Source organism: Sodalis sp. RH15, assembly GCF_047324255.1.
Taxonomy (GTDB): domain Bacteria; phylum Pseudomonadota; class Gammaproteobacteria; order Enterobacterales; family Enterobacteriaceae; genus Acerihabitans; species Acerihabitans ligni.
Genome location: NZ_CP178738.1, coordinates 4732298 through 4749508, shown reverse-complemented (window position 1 = coordinate 4749508; position 17211 = coordinate 4732298). Strand labels below are relative to the sequence as shown.

Below are 17211 nucleotides of genomic sequence, written 5' to 3'. Positions count from 1 at the left end.
ATCAAGCTTTTAATTGAAGAGTTTGATCATGGCTCAGATTGAACGCTGGCGGCAGGCCTAACACATGCAAGTCGAGCGGCAGCGGAAAGTAGCTTGCTACTTTGCCGGCGAGCGGCGGACGGGTGAGTAATGTCTGGGGATCTGCCCGATGGAGGGGGATAACTACTGGAAACGGTAGCTAATACCGCATAATGTCGCAAGACCAAAGTGGGGGACCTTAGGGCCTCACACCATCGGATGAACCCAGATGGGATTAGCTAGTAGGTGGGGTAACGGCTCACCTAGGCGACGATCCCTAGCTGGTCTGAGAGGATGACCAGCCACACTGGAACTGAGACACGGTCCAGACTCCTACGGGAGGCAGCAGTGGGGAATATTGCACAATGGGCGCAAGCCTGATGCAGCCATGCCGCGTGTGTGAAGAAGGCCTTCGGGTTGTAAAGCACTTTCAGCGGGGAGGAAGGGGTTGGATTGAATAGATTCAATCATTGACGTTACCCGCAGAAGAAGCACCGGCTAACTCCGTGCCAGCAGCCGCGGTAATACGGAGGGTGCGAGCGTTAATCGGAATTACTGGGCGTAAAGCGTACGCAGGCGGTTTGTTAAGTCAGATGTGAAATCCCCGAGCTTAACTCGGGAACTGCATTTGAAACTGGCAGGCTAGAGTCTCGTAGAGGGGGGTAGAATTCCAGGTGTAGCGGTGAAATGCGTAGAGATCTGGAGGAATACCGGTGGCGAAGGCGGCCCCCTGGACGAAGACTGACGCTCAGGTACGAAAGCGTGGGGAGCAAACAGGATTAGATACCCTGGTAGTCCACGCTGTAAACGATGTCGATTTGAAGGTTGTGGCCTTGAGCCGTGGCTTTCGGAGCTAACGCGTTAAATCGACCGCCTGGGGAGTACGGCCGCAAGGTTAAAACTCAAATGAATTGACGGGGGCCCGCACAAGCGGTGGAGCATGTGGTTTAATTCGATGCAACGCGAAGAACCTTACCTACTCTTGACATCCAGAGAAGACTTCAGAGATGGAGTTGTGCCTTCGGGAACTCTGAGACAGGTGCTGCATGGCTGTCGTCAGCTCGTGTTGTGAAATGTTGGGTTAAGTCCCGCAACGAGCGCAACCCTTATCCTTTGTTGCCAGCACGTCATGGTGGGAACTCAAAGGAGACTGCCGGTGACAAACCGGAGGAAGGTGGGGATGACGTCAAGTCATCATGGCCCTTACGAGTAGGGCTACACACGTGCTACAATGGCGCATACAAAGAGAAGCGAACTCGCGAGGGTAAGCGGACCTCACAAAGTGCGTCGTAGTCCGGATTGGAGTCTGCAACTCGACTCCATGAAGTCGGAATCGCTAGTAATCGTGGATCAGAATGCCACGGTGAATACGTTCCCGGGCCTTGTACACACCGCCCGTCACACCATGGGAGTGGGTTGCAAAAGAAGTAGGTAGCTTAACCTTCGGGAGGGCGCTTACCACTTTGTGATTCATGACTGGGGTGAAGTCGTAACAAGGTAACCGTAGGGGAACCTGCGGTTGGATCACCTCCTTACCGAAAGATGCGCGTCGAGTGACGTGTCCACACAGATTGTCTGATAACAGTATTGAGCAAGAAAAACCTTCTATAGGCTTGTAGCTCAGGTGGTTAGAGCGCACCCCTGATAAGGGTGAGGTCGGTGGTTCGAGTCCACTCAGGCCTACCATTCCTTCCCATGCTGCGTTGCGGCGCCACTCGTTTATTATTATAAACTTCGTGACCCCACGCCTTGCCTGGAAACGAATGGGCTATCGTGTTGCTTTCCTTTTTAACGACGTTGCTTTGTATTCTTCATTGATGCACAGCGATATTCGCGTGAAAAAGAATTGATACGATACTAAAAGGTTAGAAACGACTTGGGGCTATAGCTCAGCTGGGAGAGCACCTGCTTTGCACGCAGGGGGTCAGCGGTTCGATCCCGCTTAGCTCCACCATTTCGCGCCGCGAAATGAGAGATTGTCTGGTTTTTCTTTAATTATTTCAGAGCACACTGATATGGCGGCACCTGCGGGTGAACGCGTGTTGAGTATGCTGCGAAATACTGCTCTTTAACAATCCGGAACAAGCTGAAAATTTGAAAAAACATGCTGAGCAAAATCAGTATGCGAGTCTCTCAAAGCAAGCAAACCTAGAATGCTGTTATGTCGATAACAGCCTCTGTCCAACGCTGGCGATGTCCGTAACAGGCCGCGCCGAAGCAAGACTGAGCGAACGAATGCAGGGCAAGGCGCCCGGCACGGAGAAACCGGAGTGGACTGTATGTCCATGAGGATTTCGAGTACCGGAGCAACGCGGCCATGTATTTGTGCAGCCGGTCGGACAGAACAAACACTTTAGGGTTGTGAGGTTAAGTGACTAAGCGTACACGGTGGATGCCTAGGCAGTCAGAGGCGATGAAGGACGTGCTAATCTGCGAAAAGCGTCGGTAAGCTGATATGAAGCGTTATTAGCCGGCGATGTCCGAATGGGGAAACCCAGTGCAATTCGTTGCACTATCATTGCGTGAATCCATAGCGCAATGAGGCGAACCGGGGGAACTGAAACATCTCAGTACCCCGAGGAAAAGAAATCAACCGAGATTCCCCCAGTAGCGGCGAGCGAACGGGGAACAGCCCAGAACCACCATCAGCTTTTGCATCAGGAGAACGGTCTGGAAAGTCCGGCGACAGAGGGTGATAGCCCCGTATCCGAAGGTGCAGAGGTTGTGGGTTCGATGAGTAGGGCGGGACACGTGATATCCTGTCTGAAGATGGGGGGACCATCCTCCAAGGCTAAATACTCCTGACTGACCGATAGTGAACCAGTACCGTGAGGGAAAGGCGAAAAGAACCCCGGCGAGGGGAGTGAAACAGAACCTGAAACCGTGTACGTACAAGCAGTGGGAGCCCCATCACTAAGCCAGTGGTGAAGCTGCATATGCATCCTTTGCTAAAGGTGCGGCAGGCGGAGCGAAAGCGACGCCCAACCGACAAAATAAGCAGAGGGGGCTTAGTGATGGGGTGACTGCGTACCTTTTGTATAATGGGTCAGCGACTTATATTCTGTAGCAAGGTTAACCGAATAGGGGAGCCGTAGGGAAACCGAGTCTTAACTGGGCGCACAGTTGCAGGGTATAGACCCGAAACCCGGTGATCTAGCCATGGGCAGGTTGAAGGTTGGGTAACACTAACTGGAGGACCGAACCGACTAATGTTGAAAAATTAGCGGATGACTTGTGGCTGGGGGTGAAAGGCCAATCAAACCGGGAGATAGCTGGTTCTCCCCGAAAGCTATTTAGGTAGCGCCTCGTGAATTCATCTTCGGGGGTAGAGCACTGTTTCGGCTAGGGGTCCACCCCGGATTACCAACCCGATGCAAACTGCGAATACCGAAGAATGTTATCACGGGAGACACACGGCGGGTGCTAACGTCCGTCGTGAAGAGGGAAACAACCCAGACCGCCGGCTAAGGTCCCAAAGTCATGGTTAAGTGGGAAACGATGTGGGAAGGCATAGACAGCCAGGATGTTGGCTTAGAAGCAGCCATCATTTAAAGAAAGCGTAATAGCTCACTGGTCGAGTCGGCCTGCGCGGAAGATGTAACGGGGCTAAACCATGCACCGAAGCCGCGGCAGCGATACCTTCGGGTATTGTTGGGTAGGGGAGCGTTCTGTAAGCCTGAGAAGGTGGCCTGTGAGGGTTGCTGGAGGTATCAGAAGTGCGAATGCTGACATAAGTAACGATAAAGCGGGTGAAAAGCCCGCTCGCCGGAAGACCAAGGGTTCCTGTTCAACGTTAATCGGAGCAGGGTGAGTCGACCCCTAAGGCGAGGCCGAAAGGCGTAGTCGATGGGAAACAGGTTAATATTCCTGTACTGGGTGTGACTGCGAAGGGGGGACGGAGAAAGCTAGACCGGCCGGGCGACGGTTGTCCCGGTTCAAGCGTGCAGGTGGAGAGGACAGGAAAATCCGTTCTCTTATAACACTGAGGCGTGATGACGAGCCACTACGGTGGTGAAGGGGTTGATGCTACGCTTCCAGGAAAAGCCTCTAAGCACCAGGTCACATCGAATCGTACCCCAAACCGACACAGGTGGTCAGGTAGAGAATACCGAGGCGCTTGAGAGAACTCGGGTGAAGGAACTAGGCAAAATGGTGCCGTAACTTCGGGAGAAGGCACGCTGGCATTAGGTGGAGGAACTTGCTTCCCGAGCCGAAGCCAGTCGCAGATACCAGCTGGCTGCAACTGTTTATTAAAAACACAGCACTGTGCAAACACGAAAGTGGACGTATACGGTGTGACGCCTGCCCGGTGCCGGAAGGTTAATTGATGGGGTTATCCGCAAGGAGAAGCTCTTGATCGAAGCCCCGGTAAACGGCGGCCGTAACTATAACGGTCCTAAGGTAGCGAAATTCCTTGTCGGGTAAGTTCCGACCTGCACGAATGGCGTAATGATGGCCAGGCTGTCTCCACCCGAGACTCAGTGAAATTGAACTCGCTGTGAAGATGCAGTGTACCCGCGGCAAGACGGAAAGACCCCGTGAACCTTTACTATAGCTTGACACTGAACATTGAGCCTTGATGTGTAGGATAGGTGGGAGGCTTAGAAGTAGGGACGCCAGTCCTTATGGAGCCAACCTTGAAATACCACCCTTTAATGTTTGATGTTCTAACTCCGGCCCGTAATCCGGGTCGAGGACAGTGTCTGGTGGGTAGTTTGACTGGGGCGGTCTCCTCCTAAAGAGTAACGGAGGAGCACGAAGGTTAGCTAATCACGGTCGGACATCGTGAGGTTAGTGCAAAGGCATAAGCTAGCTTGACTGCGAGAGTGACGGCTCGAGCAGGTGCGAAAGCAGGTCTTAGTGATCCGGTGGTTCTGAATGGAAGGGCCATCGCTCAACGGATAAAAGGTACTCCGGGGATAACAGGCTGATACCGCCCAAGAGTTCATATCGACGGCGGTGTTTGGCACCTCGATGTCGGCTCATCACATCCTGGGGCTGAAGTAGGTCCCAAGGGTATGGCTGTTCGCCATTTAAAGTGGTACGCGAGCTGGGTTTAGAACGTCGTGAGACAGTTCGGTCCCTATCTGCCGTGGGCGTTGGAAGATTGAGAGGGGCTGCTCCTAGTACGAGAGGACCGGAGTGGACGCACCACTGGTGTTCGGGTTGTCATGCCAATGGCATTGCCCGGTAGCTACGTGCGGAAGAGATAACCGCTGAAAGCATCTAAGCGGGAAACTTGCCTCGAGATGAGTCTTCCCTGTGGCTTTAAGCCACCTGAAGGGACGTTAAAGACGATGACGTTGATAGGTCGGGTGTGTAAGCGCAGCGATGCGTTGAGCTAACCGATACTAATGACCCGTGAGACTTAACCTTACAACACCTAAGGTGTTTGAGCTGTGAGAGCGTTGTCCGCAAGGGCGATGAGAGAATTTTCAGCGATTGTTCCGGATAAAGGCCAATGGTCATCAGTAAAAGATGACGGTTGGATAACGAATTTGCCTGGCGGCACTAGCGCGGTGGTCCCACCTGACCCCATGCCGAACTCAGTAGTGAAACGCCGTAGCGCCGATGGTAGTGTGGGGTCTCCCCATGCGAGAGTAGGGAACTGCCAGGCATCCATTAAGGCCGATACCTCGAGTGTAACGAGAGGCGTTGGTGAAGCACCACAAACGGTTTTATGACATGCGTTGACCCCGCAAATGTTAAGTTTGGGTGTAGTACCGAATCGTGGTGCGGTAGTTCAGTCGGTTAGAATACCGGCCTGTCACGCCGGGGGTCGCGGGTTCGAGTCCCGTCCGCACCGCCACTGCAATAAGAAGCCCCGAACATCTGTTCGGGGTTTTTTTTCGTATGCCAAGCATGGCGAGAGCGTCTTGATGGACACGGTCTCACTGTGGCGCACTCCCTGATGCTAAACGGTGCGTACATTGCTGTGAGAGGACAGCGATCGGAAGACCGCCTCCTGCAGGATAATCAAATTGCGCCTCAGGGGGGCAGGCTGATTCGATCAATTTCCGAAAATGCCTGTTCCACGGATAAATAGGGCTGCGAGCTGGAAAATGTTTTCATCACCTGCCAGCTGTACAGCGGCATACCGGGGTCGTTGTGCGTTTCGCTAAGCTGGTAGACACTGAATGAAACCGGTTGCGTATCCGACAGGTCGTCGCCGGTCTTATGGGCGCTCACCAGATAGTAGTGTGAACCGGCGCGATAAAGCCGCGTATCGGCAATGGCGATGGCCGATGCGGATAACCAGTAGTCAAACCAGATAAAATAATCATTATTTGCCACCGGGACGATACTAAACCCTCCGTCAGGCTTGCGGATAAAAAAACTCATGCCGCGATTGGGATATGCGGTATTGTTGTCGAATTGCCCCAGCATAATATAATCATCACAACCATCGTTATTGATGTCAATGATATTGGCGCCCGGGGTTAAGTCCACCGGGATCAAGGGAGCGGCGTAAATAGGGAAGGGGAAAAACAGTAATCCCGCCAGAAAGCTATTTTTCATCGGCATTCCTCTACTAAATAATTACCGATTAGAGACGCGGATAATAAATAATCAGCCCTGACTGCAATGAAAATTGTATAAATTAATAGTGCCTGTATATATCCTTTCAGCATTATCCATCCAGTTAAAAGTGAAGACGATTGGTTTGGGTGAGGCGTTTATCCTTTTACTATCAATGGCCTTCGCGGCAAACCTATAATTTTACCTGACCGGCATTCGGTTCAAGTTTATCAAGATAAAACTAACCCGACTCACAACAAAATATTAAAATATTCTGGCTGTGCGCTATAATAATTATTGATATGGTGTATTTTCAAATTATAGTGTGATAATCAGTGCTTAGATTTGTAGAAAGAAGATAGTGGTTTCATACTAATATAAATAATTGTTTAACGCTTTGAGTAGAAGATAAAACCGCTGTTTTGTTGTGAATTTAGATAATGTGTAGGCGATATTATACAGAAGCTGAGACATTGTTTATCGGGATCTGCGGTTCAGTTTTATCATAAAAAAGTGTTGCTGTGGTATAGGGTAGATTTTCTTGATGGGCCTATCTCATCGGTAATCTGATGATATCGATACAAGACAGCAATAGTCTTGTTTGATAAAACGAGATCGCATTGCCATACATAGCAAAGGCTATAGATCGTTAGTTTAATTTTACGTTAAATTCAGGCTGGATTTCTGCGTGCCATGCTTATTGGCATGGGAAGCGAAAAATTTTTTTTGCAATAATTTTGATTCCTGCCCCGATCGCTCAAGCGTCTGGATAAAGGGTTTGTTCATGGCGCGCTTGGTATGGCTGAATACAGCTCTTGGGTATGCCGCTAGTAAATTTGCATGGCCGATAGCGGCACTCACCAGCAATTCACGCTCGGTGATTTGATTGATAAGGCGATAGTCCAGACAGCGTCGCGCATTCATTTCGCCACAGCGATAAATGATCTCTTGCATAGTGGTGTAGCCATGTGTGAAATGCAAAATAGCCGCGCCTAACGAACAGCAGATGCCTTGCTTAAGTTCCGGCATGACGAAACAGGCGTCTGCCGACATGATACGCCGGTCAAACATCATGGCGAGCTGGAAGCCTATACCGATGGCATAGCCATCCACTGCGGCCACTGTGGGCTTGTTCACCTCCAATACCGTGCGGTAAAGCTCAACCAGCCTGTCAATCCAGCGTTCAGCGGCTTCTCCTCTCAGTTTTTTAATCTCGTTATAGTTGCCCCCGGCTGAAAAAGAGCGGTTTTCGCCACCGTATACCACCAATGATTTGACTGCCTCGTCATGCTCGGCGGCCATGAGCGCCTTGATAATGGCAATCTCGAGATCCTCATTAATAATATTATATTTAGAAAAATTATTTAAAGTAATCAAACGGACTGAACCTATATTTTCTTCTAGAATCATAGTCATTTTCCTTGGTCGGAAACAGCCGGTTTAATGGGCTGATGATACGTTTTCTTTTGTCATAAAGTCGCTATTCAACACGCTATGATAGATTATATGAAAGTTATAAATATTCATTTAATACAATTTGCGGATGAGAACGAAATAGGAAAATATATATTTACTTATCGTTTAAGTGACAATATAAGTAGGATTTTTTTAAAAATATACTGAACCAAAGTATAGCCAGTAAGCGGAAAACAGGAAGAGCCGTTAAACCTGAGACTTATTTTCTTAAGAAAATGTGTCTCATTCACTACCGGTCATCGCGGGAAAATAGCCGGCCCAATGGGATGGGACCCGCTCAATGACCGGTTAGGGACAAAATTGCTATAGGTGGGCATCACCTGGCTTATGGCGATGATACAACAACTATTTAACGCTTCGGGCCCGCCGCAACCCATTCTATGGTACACTCTATAAAGTTATTCTTAAGTTTTCAGGTTAACGTTGAAATTAGCCGGTAAACGCCTTATAAAGTTCAGTAGCTGGATAAAAGTCTGTGGGTAAAAAAACAGCTATGCAGATGACCCAATTATTCTTCACAGGCGCGAAAGAAACAGTTGATAGGCGGTAACCGTGCCAAAAAAAACATATTCAGTCAGGTATGTTGCGGGCCAGCCAGTTGAGCGTATTTTCCCTCCACTTGCCTTTAGTCGTCTTGGCCAAGCGCTTCCCCCGGGGGAACCGCTGCCGGGTTCCAAGCTGTTACGGGTGATGGTATGGAATATCTTCAAGCAGCAGCGTGCGGATTGGCTTTCAGTGCTCAAGGGTTTCGGCAAGGATGCCCAGCTGATGTTGCTGCAAGAAGCGCAAACCACCCCGGAACTCATCAGATTTGCCACGTCAAACTACATGGCTGCCGATCAGGTGCCGGCGCTGGTGTTTCCGCAGCATCCATCGGGCGTAATGACGCTGTCGGCAGCCCATCCGGTGTATTGTTGCCCATTGCGTGAGCGCGAACCGCTGCTGCGTTTGGCGAAATCCGCCCTGGTGACGGTCTACCCCTTGTTCGATGGGCAGTTGATGATGGTGGTGAACATCCATGCGGTGAATTTCAGTCTGGGGGTGGATGTTTACAGTAAACAGCTCGGACCCATCGGCGAGCAGATACTTAATCACCAGGGACCGGTGATTATGGCGGGCGATTTCAACGCGTGGAGCCGGCAGCGCATTCTGGCGCTGTATCGCTTTGCCGATCGCATGATGCTCCAGGAAGTGAGATTTCTGGACGACCAGCGGCGACGCGCGTTCGGTCGGCCGTTGGATTTTGTCTTCTATCGGGAGCTAAAAGTAACCGAAGCATCGGTGCTGGTGACGCAGGCTTCTGATCATAATCCGCTGCTGGTTGAATTTGAGCCCCATAAGCGAAAGGATTCCTCGGTACCCCAACAGCAGATTGTCGGAATAAAGCCGCGCTAACGGCGAGATGGCGGCAGGCTGCCTTTTCTGAAGACAAAAAAAACAAGCAACGAATTGCTTGTTTTTTTATATCGGCGCTTTATATCTGAACCAGTTCGGCACCTGATATGGACACCCTTCAGGAATCCGTGGCTTTACCGTTTACGAACAGGGTCAATTTAAGACCGGGTTGTAACGTGCTGGCACTGTCCAGCGCATTGTTCCAACGCATCACATCTTTTATATCCACCCCATGCCGCCTGGCAATACTGGCCAATGAATCACCTTTACGCACCTGATAGGTGATACTGCCGCCATTGCCGACGATACCGGTATTGCTGGCCACCTGTAGTGTCTGGCCGATCTTGAGATTGCTGCTGCTGCGTAAATTATTCCATTTAAGCAAATCAGCGGTTTTAACGTCCAGACGCTTGGCTATGCTCGACAAGGTATCGCCGGAGCGGACCTTGTATTGCGCTTTCGCACCGCCTACGGCTTTGTTATCCGCAAGCTGGGTGGATTGCACCGCGGCAATATCCCCTACCGCCAACGAGTCCCTGAACTGCGAAGCGTGGGCTTTGGGCAGCATCAGGTAATGCGGACCGTTCGGCGCGGTAACGTTAAGTTTATAGCCGGTGTTATAGCTTTTTAACTTGGTTAAAGATAACCCGGACATTTCTGCCGCTTGCGTCAATTCTATTTGCTGGCCCACTTCAACCCGAGCCAGCGCACGATCGTCATCACCTTTCGGCAACACAACGCCATATTGTTTGCTATTCTTAATAATAGCGCTCAGGGCAAGCATTTTAGGAACGTAGATTGTTGTCTCGCGCGGCAAGGATAAAGACCAAAAGTCAGTGGGTTTGCCCCTGGCTTTATTGGATTTGATCGCTTGCATGATACGTCCTTCACCACTGTTATAAGCAGCAATGGTTAATAACCAATCGCCATCAAACATGCGGTTCAGGCGCTGCATCATATCCAACGCGGCGGTTGTAGACGCGACAACATCGCGACGTCCGTCATACCACTGGTTTTGCTTTAAACCATAATTCCTTCCTGTAGTAGGCACAATCTGCCAAAGGCCAGCCGCTTTAGAGGCGGATGTTGCCTTGGGGTCAAAAGCGCTCTCCACTATGGGTAGCAGTACTAGTTCCATCGGCATTTTGCGTTGCTTTATCTGCTCGACTATCCAGTACATGTACGGCTCTGCCCGTAATGTTACATCGTGGAGATAGCTCTTGTTATGTAAATAACGCTTTTTTTGTTCGCGGATCCGGGCGTTTTCCGGTACCTGCATCTTCAGCTCGTCGCTAATGAAGTTCCACAGATCGGGTTGCGCGAGACTTGAATTATCCAGCCATCGCGCCGAGGTCGCTCGCTCATCTGTGTACTTTCCTGCTTCACCTTGACCTGCCGAAGAAACACTCTGTGCATGCTGTTCGGGTGCGTTATCGTCCTGCCTGGACGTCTGGCAACCCACTAGCAAGACCGAGGCGATTAATATCGCATGAGTCTTCATCGTGTATGTCAATAGTTGCTTAAAAGACAAGCAATAATACTTTGAACACCCCGACAATACAACTAAAACCTTTAGAAATGATCCTTCTTCTCCCGTAATAACGCAAAAATACGCCATTCTTCATCCAGGGTGTGATGTGGGTCTAACTTCCTTTGTAAATCAATGTCATGACAACGTAAGAAAAGGTTAATTTTGTCCTCAATTTGCAGTGTGGAGGGCAAGCTTGCTTGGTTTTTTGACCGTAACTGCCTAATTTTACGTTCATAAGCGGCGATCGGCTCATCTTCGGGAAGAATCGAACGGGCAAAGGCAAGATTAGCCAGGGTATACTCATGGGCGGCGCAGATGAGCGTATCCGGCGGAAGCCGCTTAACTTTCTGAAATGACTCATACATTTGCCGGGGAGTGCCTTCAAAAAGACGGCCGCAACCGGCGGAAAAGACCGTGTCGCCGCAAAACAGGTACGGGGCGCTGTAAAATCCGATATGTCCTAGCGTGTGGCCCGGGAAAGCCAGTATCTGAAAGTCCAGGTCCAGCAGATTTACCTGGTCTCCCTCGCCGACGATATGGTCGGCACCTTTACTGGCTGTTTCCTGCGGGCCGTATACCGGGACGTGATAGCGGGCGACCAGATCGGCCACGCCGCCTACGTGATCCTGATGATGATGGGTTAATAATATCCCTTTAAGGGTAAGCCGGCGTTCGGTGAGGGCAGCCACCGCCGGTGCGGCTTCGCCGGGGTCGACGATGATGCTTTCCTGCTGGTTATTATACAAAAGCCAAATGTAATTATCCTGGAACGCGGGAATACTGATAAGATTCATCGTTAACCTCTGTTTATTTTTCTTAAGGTATCTAGAAGATAGTCAAACATGAAACCAGCGCAAATTACGCAGCCTATTGTCGCGCCAACCTCATGGGATGACCTCCCATATGGAGATAACTATCGCCGGGCTTTAGAGGCCAGTCTGCAGCCCTGGTGGCCGAAATTGTTTGGGTTTCATTTATTGAAGATCGGTGCGTTAAGCGCCGAGCTGGACACTGAAAGCTGCGCGGTATCGCACCAGGTGAATGTGGGCGTTGAAGGGGGAACGCTGCACGTGGTGGCGGATCCCTATCAACTGCCCTTTGCGAATAAATCCACCGATGCCTGCCTGTTGGCGCATACGCTGTCTTATACCTCGGATCCGCATCGTCTGCTCAGGGAGGTGGATCGGGTATTAATCGATGACGGCTGGTTGATTATTACCACATTTAATCCGGTGAGTCTGCTGGGTCTGGGCAAAATCTGCCCGATTCTGCAAAGTCGCCAGCCGTACCGGAGCCGGATGTATACCCAGATGCGGCTGATGGACTGGCTGAGCGTGCTTAATTTTGAGGTTCTGCACCGTTCACGTTTTCAGGTGCTCCCCTGGCGCCGGCGCGGCGGACGTCTGCTGAGCGAACATCTACCCGCCATCGGCTGCCTGAGCGTGATAGTCGCTCGAAAACGCACCTTTCCGTTAACGCTTAACCCGTTGAAAAGCAAATCGCTGGCGGCCTCCCTGCGCCGTACGGTAGGGGCCGCCAGCCGCAGCAGTTAGTTGCCGCCGGCTCTAGGCTTGCGCCCGGTAGCCGATATCCTCGAAGGCGGGATTCAGCGCGGCGCTGCGGGCCAGTTCATCGCAACGCTCGTTTTCGGGATGGCCGGCATGGCCCTTGACCCAATCCCAGCGCAGCACGTGAGTCTGTATGGCTAAATCCAGCCGCTGCCACAGGTCGACGTTTTTCACCGGTTTTTTCTCCGCCGTTTGCCAGCCGCGTTTTTTCCAGTTATGAATCCATTGGGTAATGCCTTGGCGCACGTACTGGCTGTCGGTGCTGATGACCACTTCGCAGGGGCCCTTCAGCGCTTCCAGCGCCACAATCGCCGCCATAAGCTCCATGCGGTTATTGGTGGTAAGCCGGTAGCCGGCGCTGAAGGTCTTTTCATAGTCTTTATAGCGTAAAATCGCCCCGTAGCCCCCCGGGCCGGGATTACCGAGGCAAGAACCATCGGTGAAAATTTCTACCTGCTTCTGCATATCTGGTAGACTACCTGTCTGTTAAAAAAACCAAGTTTGACATAAATGAGCGCTACGGGCACTGGAATTACGCGGCAGATTGTTCTTGATACCGAAACCACCGGTATGAACAAGCTGGGGGTACATTACGAAGGCCATCGCATTATTGAAATCGGCGCGGTTGAAGTGATTAACCGCCGCCTGACCGGCCGGCATTTTCACGTTTATCTGAAACCGGATCGGCTGGTTGACCCCGAGGCCTATAACATCCACGGTATCAGCGATGAGTTTCTGGCGGACAAACCCACGTTCGCCGACGTCGCCGATGAGTTTATGGAGTTCATCCGGGGCGGTGAGCTGGTTATCCATAATGCGCCGTTCGATATCGGCTTTATGGATTACGAGTTCGGCAAGCTCAATCGCGGTATCGGCAAGACTGAAACCTTTTGTACGGTCACCGACAGCCTGGTGCTGGCCCGAAAGCTTTTCCCCGGCAAACGGAACAGCCTCGATGCGCTGTGCGATCGCTATCTCATAGACAACTCCAAGCGCACGCTGCACGGCGCGCTGCTGGACTCCGAAATTTTGGCGGATGTCTATCTGGCCATGACCGGCGGCCAAACCGCGATGCGTTTTTCCATGGAAGGGGAGAGCGGGCGGACCAATGCGGACGGCGGCGAGCATATCCAGCGCGTGCAGCGCTCCCAGTCGGCGCTGCGGGTGATATATGCCAGCGAGGAGGAATTGGCCGCCCATGAGCATCGCCTGGATCTGGTGAAAAAGAAAGGCGGCAGCTGCCTGTGGCGCCCGGCGGGAGAGTCCCAAACCCATTAGATTTTTTTCATACGGCTGGAAAAACAGCGTTATGTTGAAATTATCGCCAAACGATGTCGGCCGGCGTAAAAAGCATTGACGGCATCCGGCGCTGACCGTACTATTCGCCTCGCTTTCCCGACAAAGCACAAGTGCGGTGCGGTAGTTCAGTCGGTTAGAATACCGGCCTGTCACGCCGGGGGTCGCGGGTTCGAGTCCCGTCCGCACCGCCAACAAGATTCAAGATGGGCCACGGTTATGCCGCGGCCCGTTTTTTTTTGTCTGTCCATACCTACGAGACCCGTTGAGCGCGGCGGCTGGAATGTGTTCAGCTCCCCGTTGAAACGTGCTGAAACCAATCTCACAACATACTGCTTTAAAAGCTATTTCCGAATATAAGCCGTTGTGCCATCATTCTGCCGGTAACGTTATATACACTAAATAATTCGAGTTGCAGGAAGGCGGCAATACAGCGACAAATCTGTCTGGAACAGATTTGAACGCGCCTTGTCGCGGTCCCGTCAGGGGCGAGGCCCAGGGATGGGTCGAGTATTGCCAACGAACCTGCAACTTGAAGTATGACGGGTATATCAGGAGATCAGATGTCCCTAACACCTCATCCCGGCAACGCGTCGGCGGGTATGTTGGCCTTTATCATCATACTGACCGGCGTCGGCGCCGGTGTAGCGGGCATGTTCCTTGCGCTGCTGCTGCATACCGTCCAGCATATGGCTTATGGCTATAGCCTGGACAGCATTATCAGTCCGGAGAGTTTTCTGACCGGCGTCAGCGCGTCTTCCCCGCAGCGCCGGGTCGCTGTTCTATGCCTGTGCGGCCTGGTGGCCGGCATCGGCTGGTGGCTGGTGTATCGCTATGGCCGCAAGCTGGTGAGCATCAAGCAGGCCATCGGCGCCGAGGCGCCGCTGATGCCGCCGGCCGCCACGCTGTCGCATATTCTCCTGCAGATCGTTACCATTGGATTGGGCTCGCCCCTGGGACGGGAGGTGGCGCCACGGGAGGCAGGAGCCTTGCTGGGCGGCTGGCTATCCCATTACGCCCGCCTGAGCCATGAACAGCGGCGCCTGGTGGTGGCCTGCGGCGCGGGGGCCGGTCTGGCGGCGGTGTACAACGTGCCGCTGGGGGGCGGGGTGTTTGTATTGGAAGTTTTATTGCAAACGTTCAACTGGCAGACCGCCATTGCTGCTCTGGCTTCTTCCGCTATCGCCGCGTCCGTTGCCTGGCTGGGACTGGGCGCCGAACCGTCGTATATAGTAGACCATTTCCCGCTGACCCTGCCCCTTATCGCCTGGGCGGTGGTCACCGGGCCGCTGTTCGGGCTGGCGGCCTACGGTTTTGTCCGCTTGACCGCGGCGGCCCGCAAACGCGTGGTCCGCAATAACCAGCTGCCGGTGCTGTCGTTTGTGAATTTTGCCATCATCGGCGTATTGGCCGTCTGGCTGCCGGCGCTGCTGGGAAACGGCAAAAGCGCGGCACAGCTGGGATTTGCCAGCGAGGTGACCATGAGCGCGGCGGCGGTGCTTTTGGTCATTAAGGTAGCTATTACCGCCAGCAGCATCCGGGTCGGTGCCGAGGGCGGATTGTTAACCCCCGGACTCTCCAATGGGGCGCTGCTGGCGGTGGTGCTGGGTGGCCTGTGGAGCTTGATATGGCCCGGCGTGCCGGTCGGCGCCTATGCCGTTATCGGCGCCGCCGCGTTCCTTGGCGCCTCCATGAGCATGCCGCTGACGGCCATTGTGCTTATCACCGAATTCACCCGCATCGACCATGATTTTCTGGTGCCGATTATTCTGGGCGTGGCGGGCTCGGTCTGCGCCTGCCGGCTATGCGGCAAATGGCTGGGCAGGTCCTGAACGCCTACTCCTTCGGCGCTGAAACCATGCCTGCGTAATGCACGGCGGTGTCGGCGACCCGTTCGCGGCGGGCCAGGTAGCGGTAGCAGCCGCCCCCCAGGAAGACGCCGATAAACCAGCTGAAATTCGCCACCTGATGCAGGCTCGGCGTGAAGCTGATGGCCAGGCCGATAACCACCGCCGGCACCAATGCCATTATCGCTTTCGGATTAAATCCGTTCCGATACCAGTAGCGCCCGCCGGGGGTGGCGTTAAACAGGTCGTCCACCGAGATTTTACCTCGCTTGATAAGATAAAAATCCGCCACCAGGATACCGAACAGCGGGCCGATAAAAGCCCCCAGCACATCCAGGGTGTAGTGAATCAATTCCGGGGACTGGAACAGGTTCCAGGGCGTCAACAGCACCGAACCTATGGCCGCTATCATGCCGCCGGTGCGAAAGCTGATTTTTTGCGGCGCGCAGTTGGAAAAGTCGAAGGCCGGCGAGACAAAATTGGCCACGATATTGATACCGATGGTGGCGATGATCATGGTGAGCAGGCCCAGGGCCACCGCCACGCTGCTGCCGACCCGGCTGACGGTTTCAATGGGGTCGGTGATCATTTGCCCGAACAGGCTCTGGGTTCCGGAAACAATGACCACGGTCACGATGGAAAACAGTAAAAAGTTGAACGGCAGCCCCCAGCGGTTGCCCCGGCGGATTTCGTCCATGCTTTTACCGTAGCGGGAGAAGTCGCCGAAATTCAGCAGCGGCCCTGAAAAATAGGATACAACCAACGCAATGGCGGTCACCATTTGCCAGGCCTGCTGGCCGTTGGACAGCGACTTGCTGCTGAGAGTAAAGGAAATATTGCTCAGACCGGTTTGATAGAGGATCCAGCCGGCCAGGGCCAGCATGACCACATACACCGCCGGACCGGCAAAATCGATAAAACGCTTGATGGCCGACATGCCGTGCCAGAACACCATCGCCTGTAAAAACCACATCAGGCCGAAGCACATCCAGCCCAGGGAGGAGAGGCCCAGCCAGCGGCTTTGCGTCAACGGTGTCAGGGCGGGGAAGAATTTCAACAGCACCAGCATCAGGGCGTTGGCCGCCAGGAAGGTTTGGATGCCGTACCAGGCAAAGGCGATGAGCCCGCGGATGACCGCCGGGATATTGGCGCCGAAAACGCCGAACGCCTGGCGGCAAATAACCGCATAGGGCACACCCGCCATCTGGCTCGGTTTCGCCACCAGATTGGCGCAGATCTGCACAATGCAAATCCCGCAGAGCAGACAGATTAACACTTGCCAGCTGGCCAGACCCAGAGTGAAGAAGCTGGCCGCCACCACGTAACCGCCCATGCTGTGCACATCGGACATCCAGAAAGAAAATATATTGTACCAGCTCCAGTTTTGTTGACGGGTAGGAGCGAGATCATCATTTGTGAGCTTGGGACTGTAATGGCTGTGATCGATGGATCCGGTTTTCGGGGTCATACTGTTACTGTTTGGCATGGAAACTGCTCCTCTGATACTCACCCGTGAATGGAAGATGATAGCTATCGACAGGGGAAGGTTTTGCAGGATTCA

The 17211-nt window shown here is 52.8% G+C and carries 9 protein-coding genes, 4 tRNA genes, 3 rRNA genes and 1 pseudogene; 11 read left to right on the top strand and 6 right to left on the bottom strand.

The window, feature by feature from the left end; translation table 11 throughout:
• The first annotated feature begins 10 nt into the window (after positions 1 to 10).
• From ACL2XO_RS21590 to ACL2XO_RS21565, 6 genes are all read left to right on the top strand, one after another.
• Positions 11 to 1553, top strand: a 16S ribosomal RNA gene (locus tag ACL2XO_RS21590).
• Between the two features lie 74 nt (positions 1554 to 1627).
• Positions 1628 to 1704, top strand: a tRNA-Ile gene (locus ACL2XO_RS21585).
• A 192-nt stretch (positions 1705 to 1896) separates the two neighbouring features.
• Positions 1897 to 1972: transfer RNA gene (locus ACL2XO_RS21580), tRNA-Ala, on the top strand.
• Positions 1973 to 2383: 411 nt separating this feature from the next.
• Positions 2384 to 5394: ribosomal RNA gene (locus ACL2XO_RS21575) — 23S ribosomal RNA — on the top strand.
• 125 nt (positions 5395 to 5519) lie between these two features.
• Positions 5520 to 5635 (top strand): 5S ribosomal RNA (gene rrf / locus ACL2XO_RS21570).
• Together the 16S, 23S and 5S rRNA genes with 3 tRNA genes alongside form the textbook arrangement of a ribosomal RNA operon.
• A 115-nt stretch (positions 5636 to 5750) precedes the next feature.
• Positions 5751 to 5827, top strand: a tRNA-Asp gene (locus ACL2XO_RS21565).
• Between the two features lie 179 nt (positions 5828 to 6006).
• Here ACL2XO_RS21565 and ACL2XO_RS21560 read toward each other — a convergent pair.
• Both ACL2XO_RS21560 and ACL2XO_RS21555 read right to left on the bottom strand, forming a co-directional pair.
• The gene (locus ACL2XO_RS21560) at positions 6007 to 6537 is read right to left on the bottom strand and encodes a carbapenem self-resistance protein CarG family protein (protein WP_413725402.1); all 531 of its coding nucleotides are present in this window, start codon (positions 6535 to 6537) and stop codon (positions 6007 to 6009) included.
• Positions 6538 to 7197: 660 nt separating this feature from the next.
• The gene (locus ACL2XO_RS21555; protein ID WP_413741498.1) at positions 7198 to 7947 is read right to left on the bottom strand and encodes an enoyl-CoA hydratase/isomerase family protein; all 750 of its coding nucleotides are present in this window, start codon (positions 7945 to 7947) and stop codon (positions 7198 to 7200) included.
• A 618-nt stretch (positions 7948 to 8565) separates the two neighbouring features.
• Between ACL2XO_RS21555 and ACL2XO_RS21550 the strand changes: the two genes are divergently transcribed.
• The gene (locus ACL2XO_RS21550) at positions 8566 to 9408 is read left to right on the top strand and encodes an endonuclease/exonuclease/phosphatase family protein (RefSeq protein ID WP_203524804.1); all 843 of its coding nucleotides are present in this window, start codon (positions 8566 to 8568) and stop codon (positions 9406 to 9408) included.
• 118 nt (positions 9409 to 9526) lie between these two features.
• Here ACL2XO_RS21550 and mltD read toward each other — a convergent pair whose 3' ends face one another.
• On the bottom strand, positions 9527 to 10909 hold the full coding sequence (mltD, locus tag ACL2XO_RS21545) for a murein transglycosylase D (RefSeq protein ID WP_413725400.1): 1383 nt from the start codon (positions 10907 to 10909) through the stop codon (positions 9527 to 9529).
• A 71-nt stretch (positions 10910 to 10980) separates the two neighbouring features.
• Entirely contained in the window at positions 10981 to 11733 is a 753-nt protein-coding gene (gene gloB, locus ACL2XO_RS21540; RefSeq protein ID WP_413725399.1) for a hydroxyacylglutathione hydrolase, read from the bottom strand.
• A gap of 48 nt (positions 11734 to 11781) precedes the next feature.
• On the opposite strand from gloB, the gene ACL2XO_RS21535 reads away from it, so the two are divergent.
• Positions 11782 to 12492 carry a class I SAM-dependent methyltransferase gene (locus tag ACL2XO_RS21535; RefSeq protein WP_132926254.1) on the top strand — a complete coding sequence of 237 codons (711 nt, stop codon included), beginning with the start codon at positions 11782 to 11784 and terminating at the stop codon, positions 12490 to 12492.
• A 12-nt stretch (positions 12493 to 12504) separates the two neighbouring features.
• On the opposite strand, the pseudogene rnhA reads toward ACL2XO_RS21535, so the two are convergent.
• A pseudogene (gene rnhA / locus ACL2XO_RS21530) lies at positions 12505 to 13073 on the bottom strand (ribonuclease HI).
• Between rnhA and dnaQ the strand changes: the two are divergent.
• The 3 genes from dnaQ to ACL2XO_RS21515 all read left to right on the top strand — a co-directional run bounded on the left by dnaQ (position 13018) and on the right by ACL2XO_RS21515 (position 15635).
• Entirely contained in the window at positions 13018 to 13785 is a 768-nt protein-coding gene (gene dnaQ, locus ACL2XO_RS21525) for a DNA polymerase III subunit epsilon (protein ID WP_413741497.1), read from the top strand. The pseudogene rnhA and the gene dnaQ overlap by 56 nt on opposite strands.
• A 135-nt stretch (positions 13786 to 13920) precedes the next feature.
• A tRNA-Asp gene (locus tag ACL2XO_RS21520) sits at positions 13921 to 13997 on the top strand.
• Between the two features lie 369 nt (positions 13998 to 14366).
• Positions 14367 to 15635 (top strand): chloride channel protein, encoded by a 1269-nt coding sequence (locus ACL2XO_RS21515; protein ID WP_413741496.1) that lies wholly within the window; start codon positions 14367 to 14369, stop codon positions 15633 to 15635.
• A gap of 4 nt (positions 15636 to 15639) precedes the next feature.
• On the opposite strand, the gene ACL2XO_RS21510 is transcribed toward ACL2XO_RS21515, so the two are convergent.
• Positions 15640 to 17136 (bottom strand): NCS1 family nucleobase:cation symporter-1, encoded by a 1497-nt coding sequence (locus tag ACL2XO_RS21510; protein ID WP_413741495.1) that lies wholly within the window; start codon positions 17134 to 17136, stop codon positions 15640 to 15642.
• Positions 17137 to 17211: the final 75 nt, after the last annotated feature.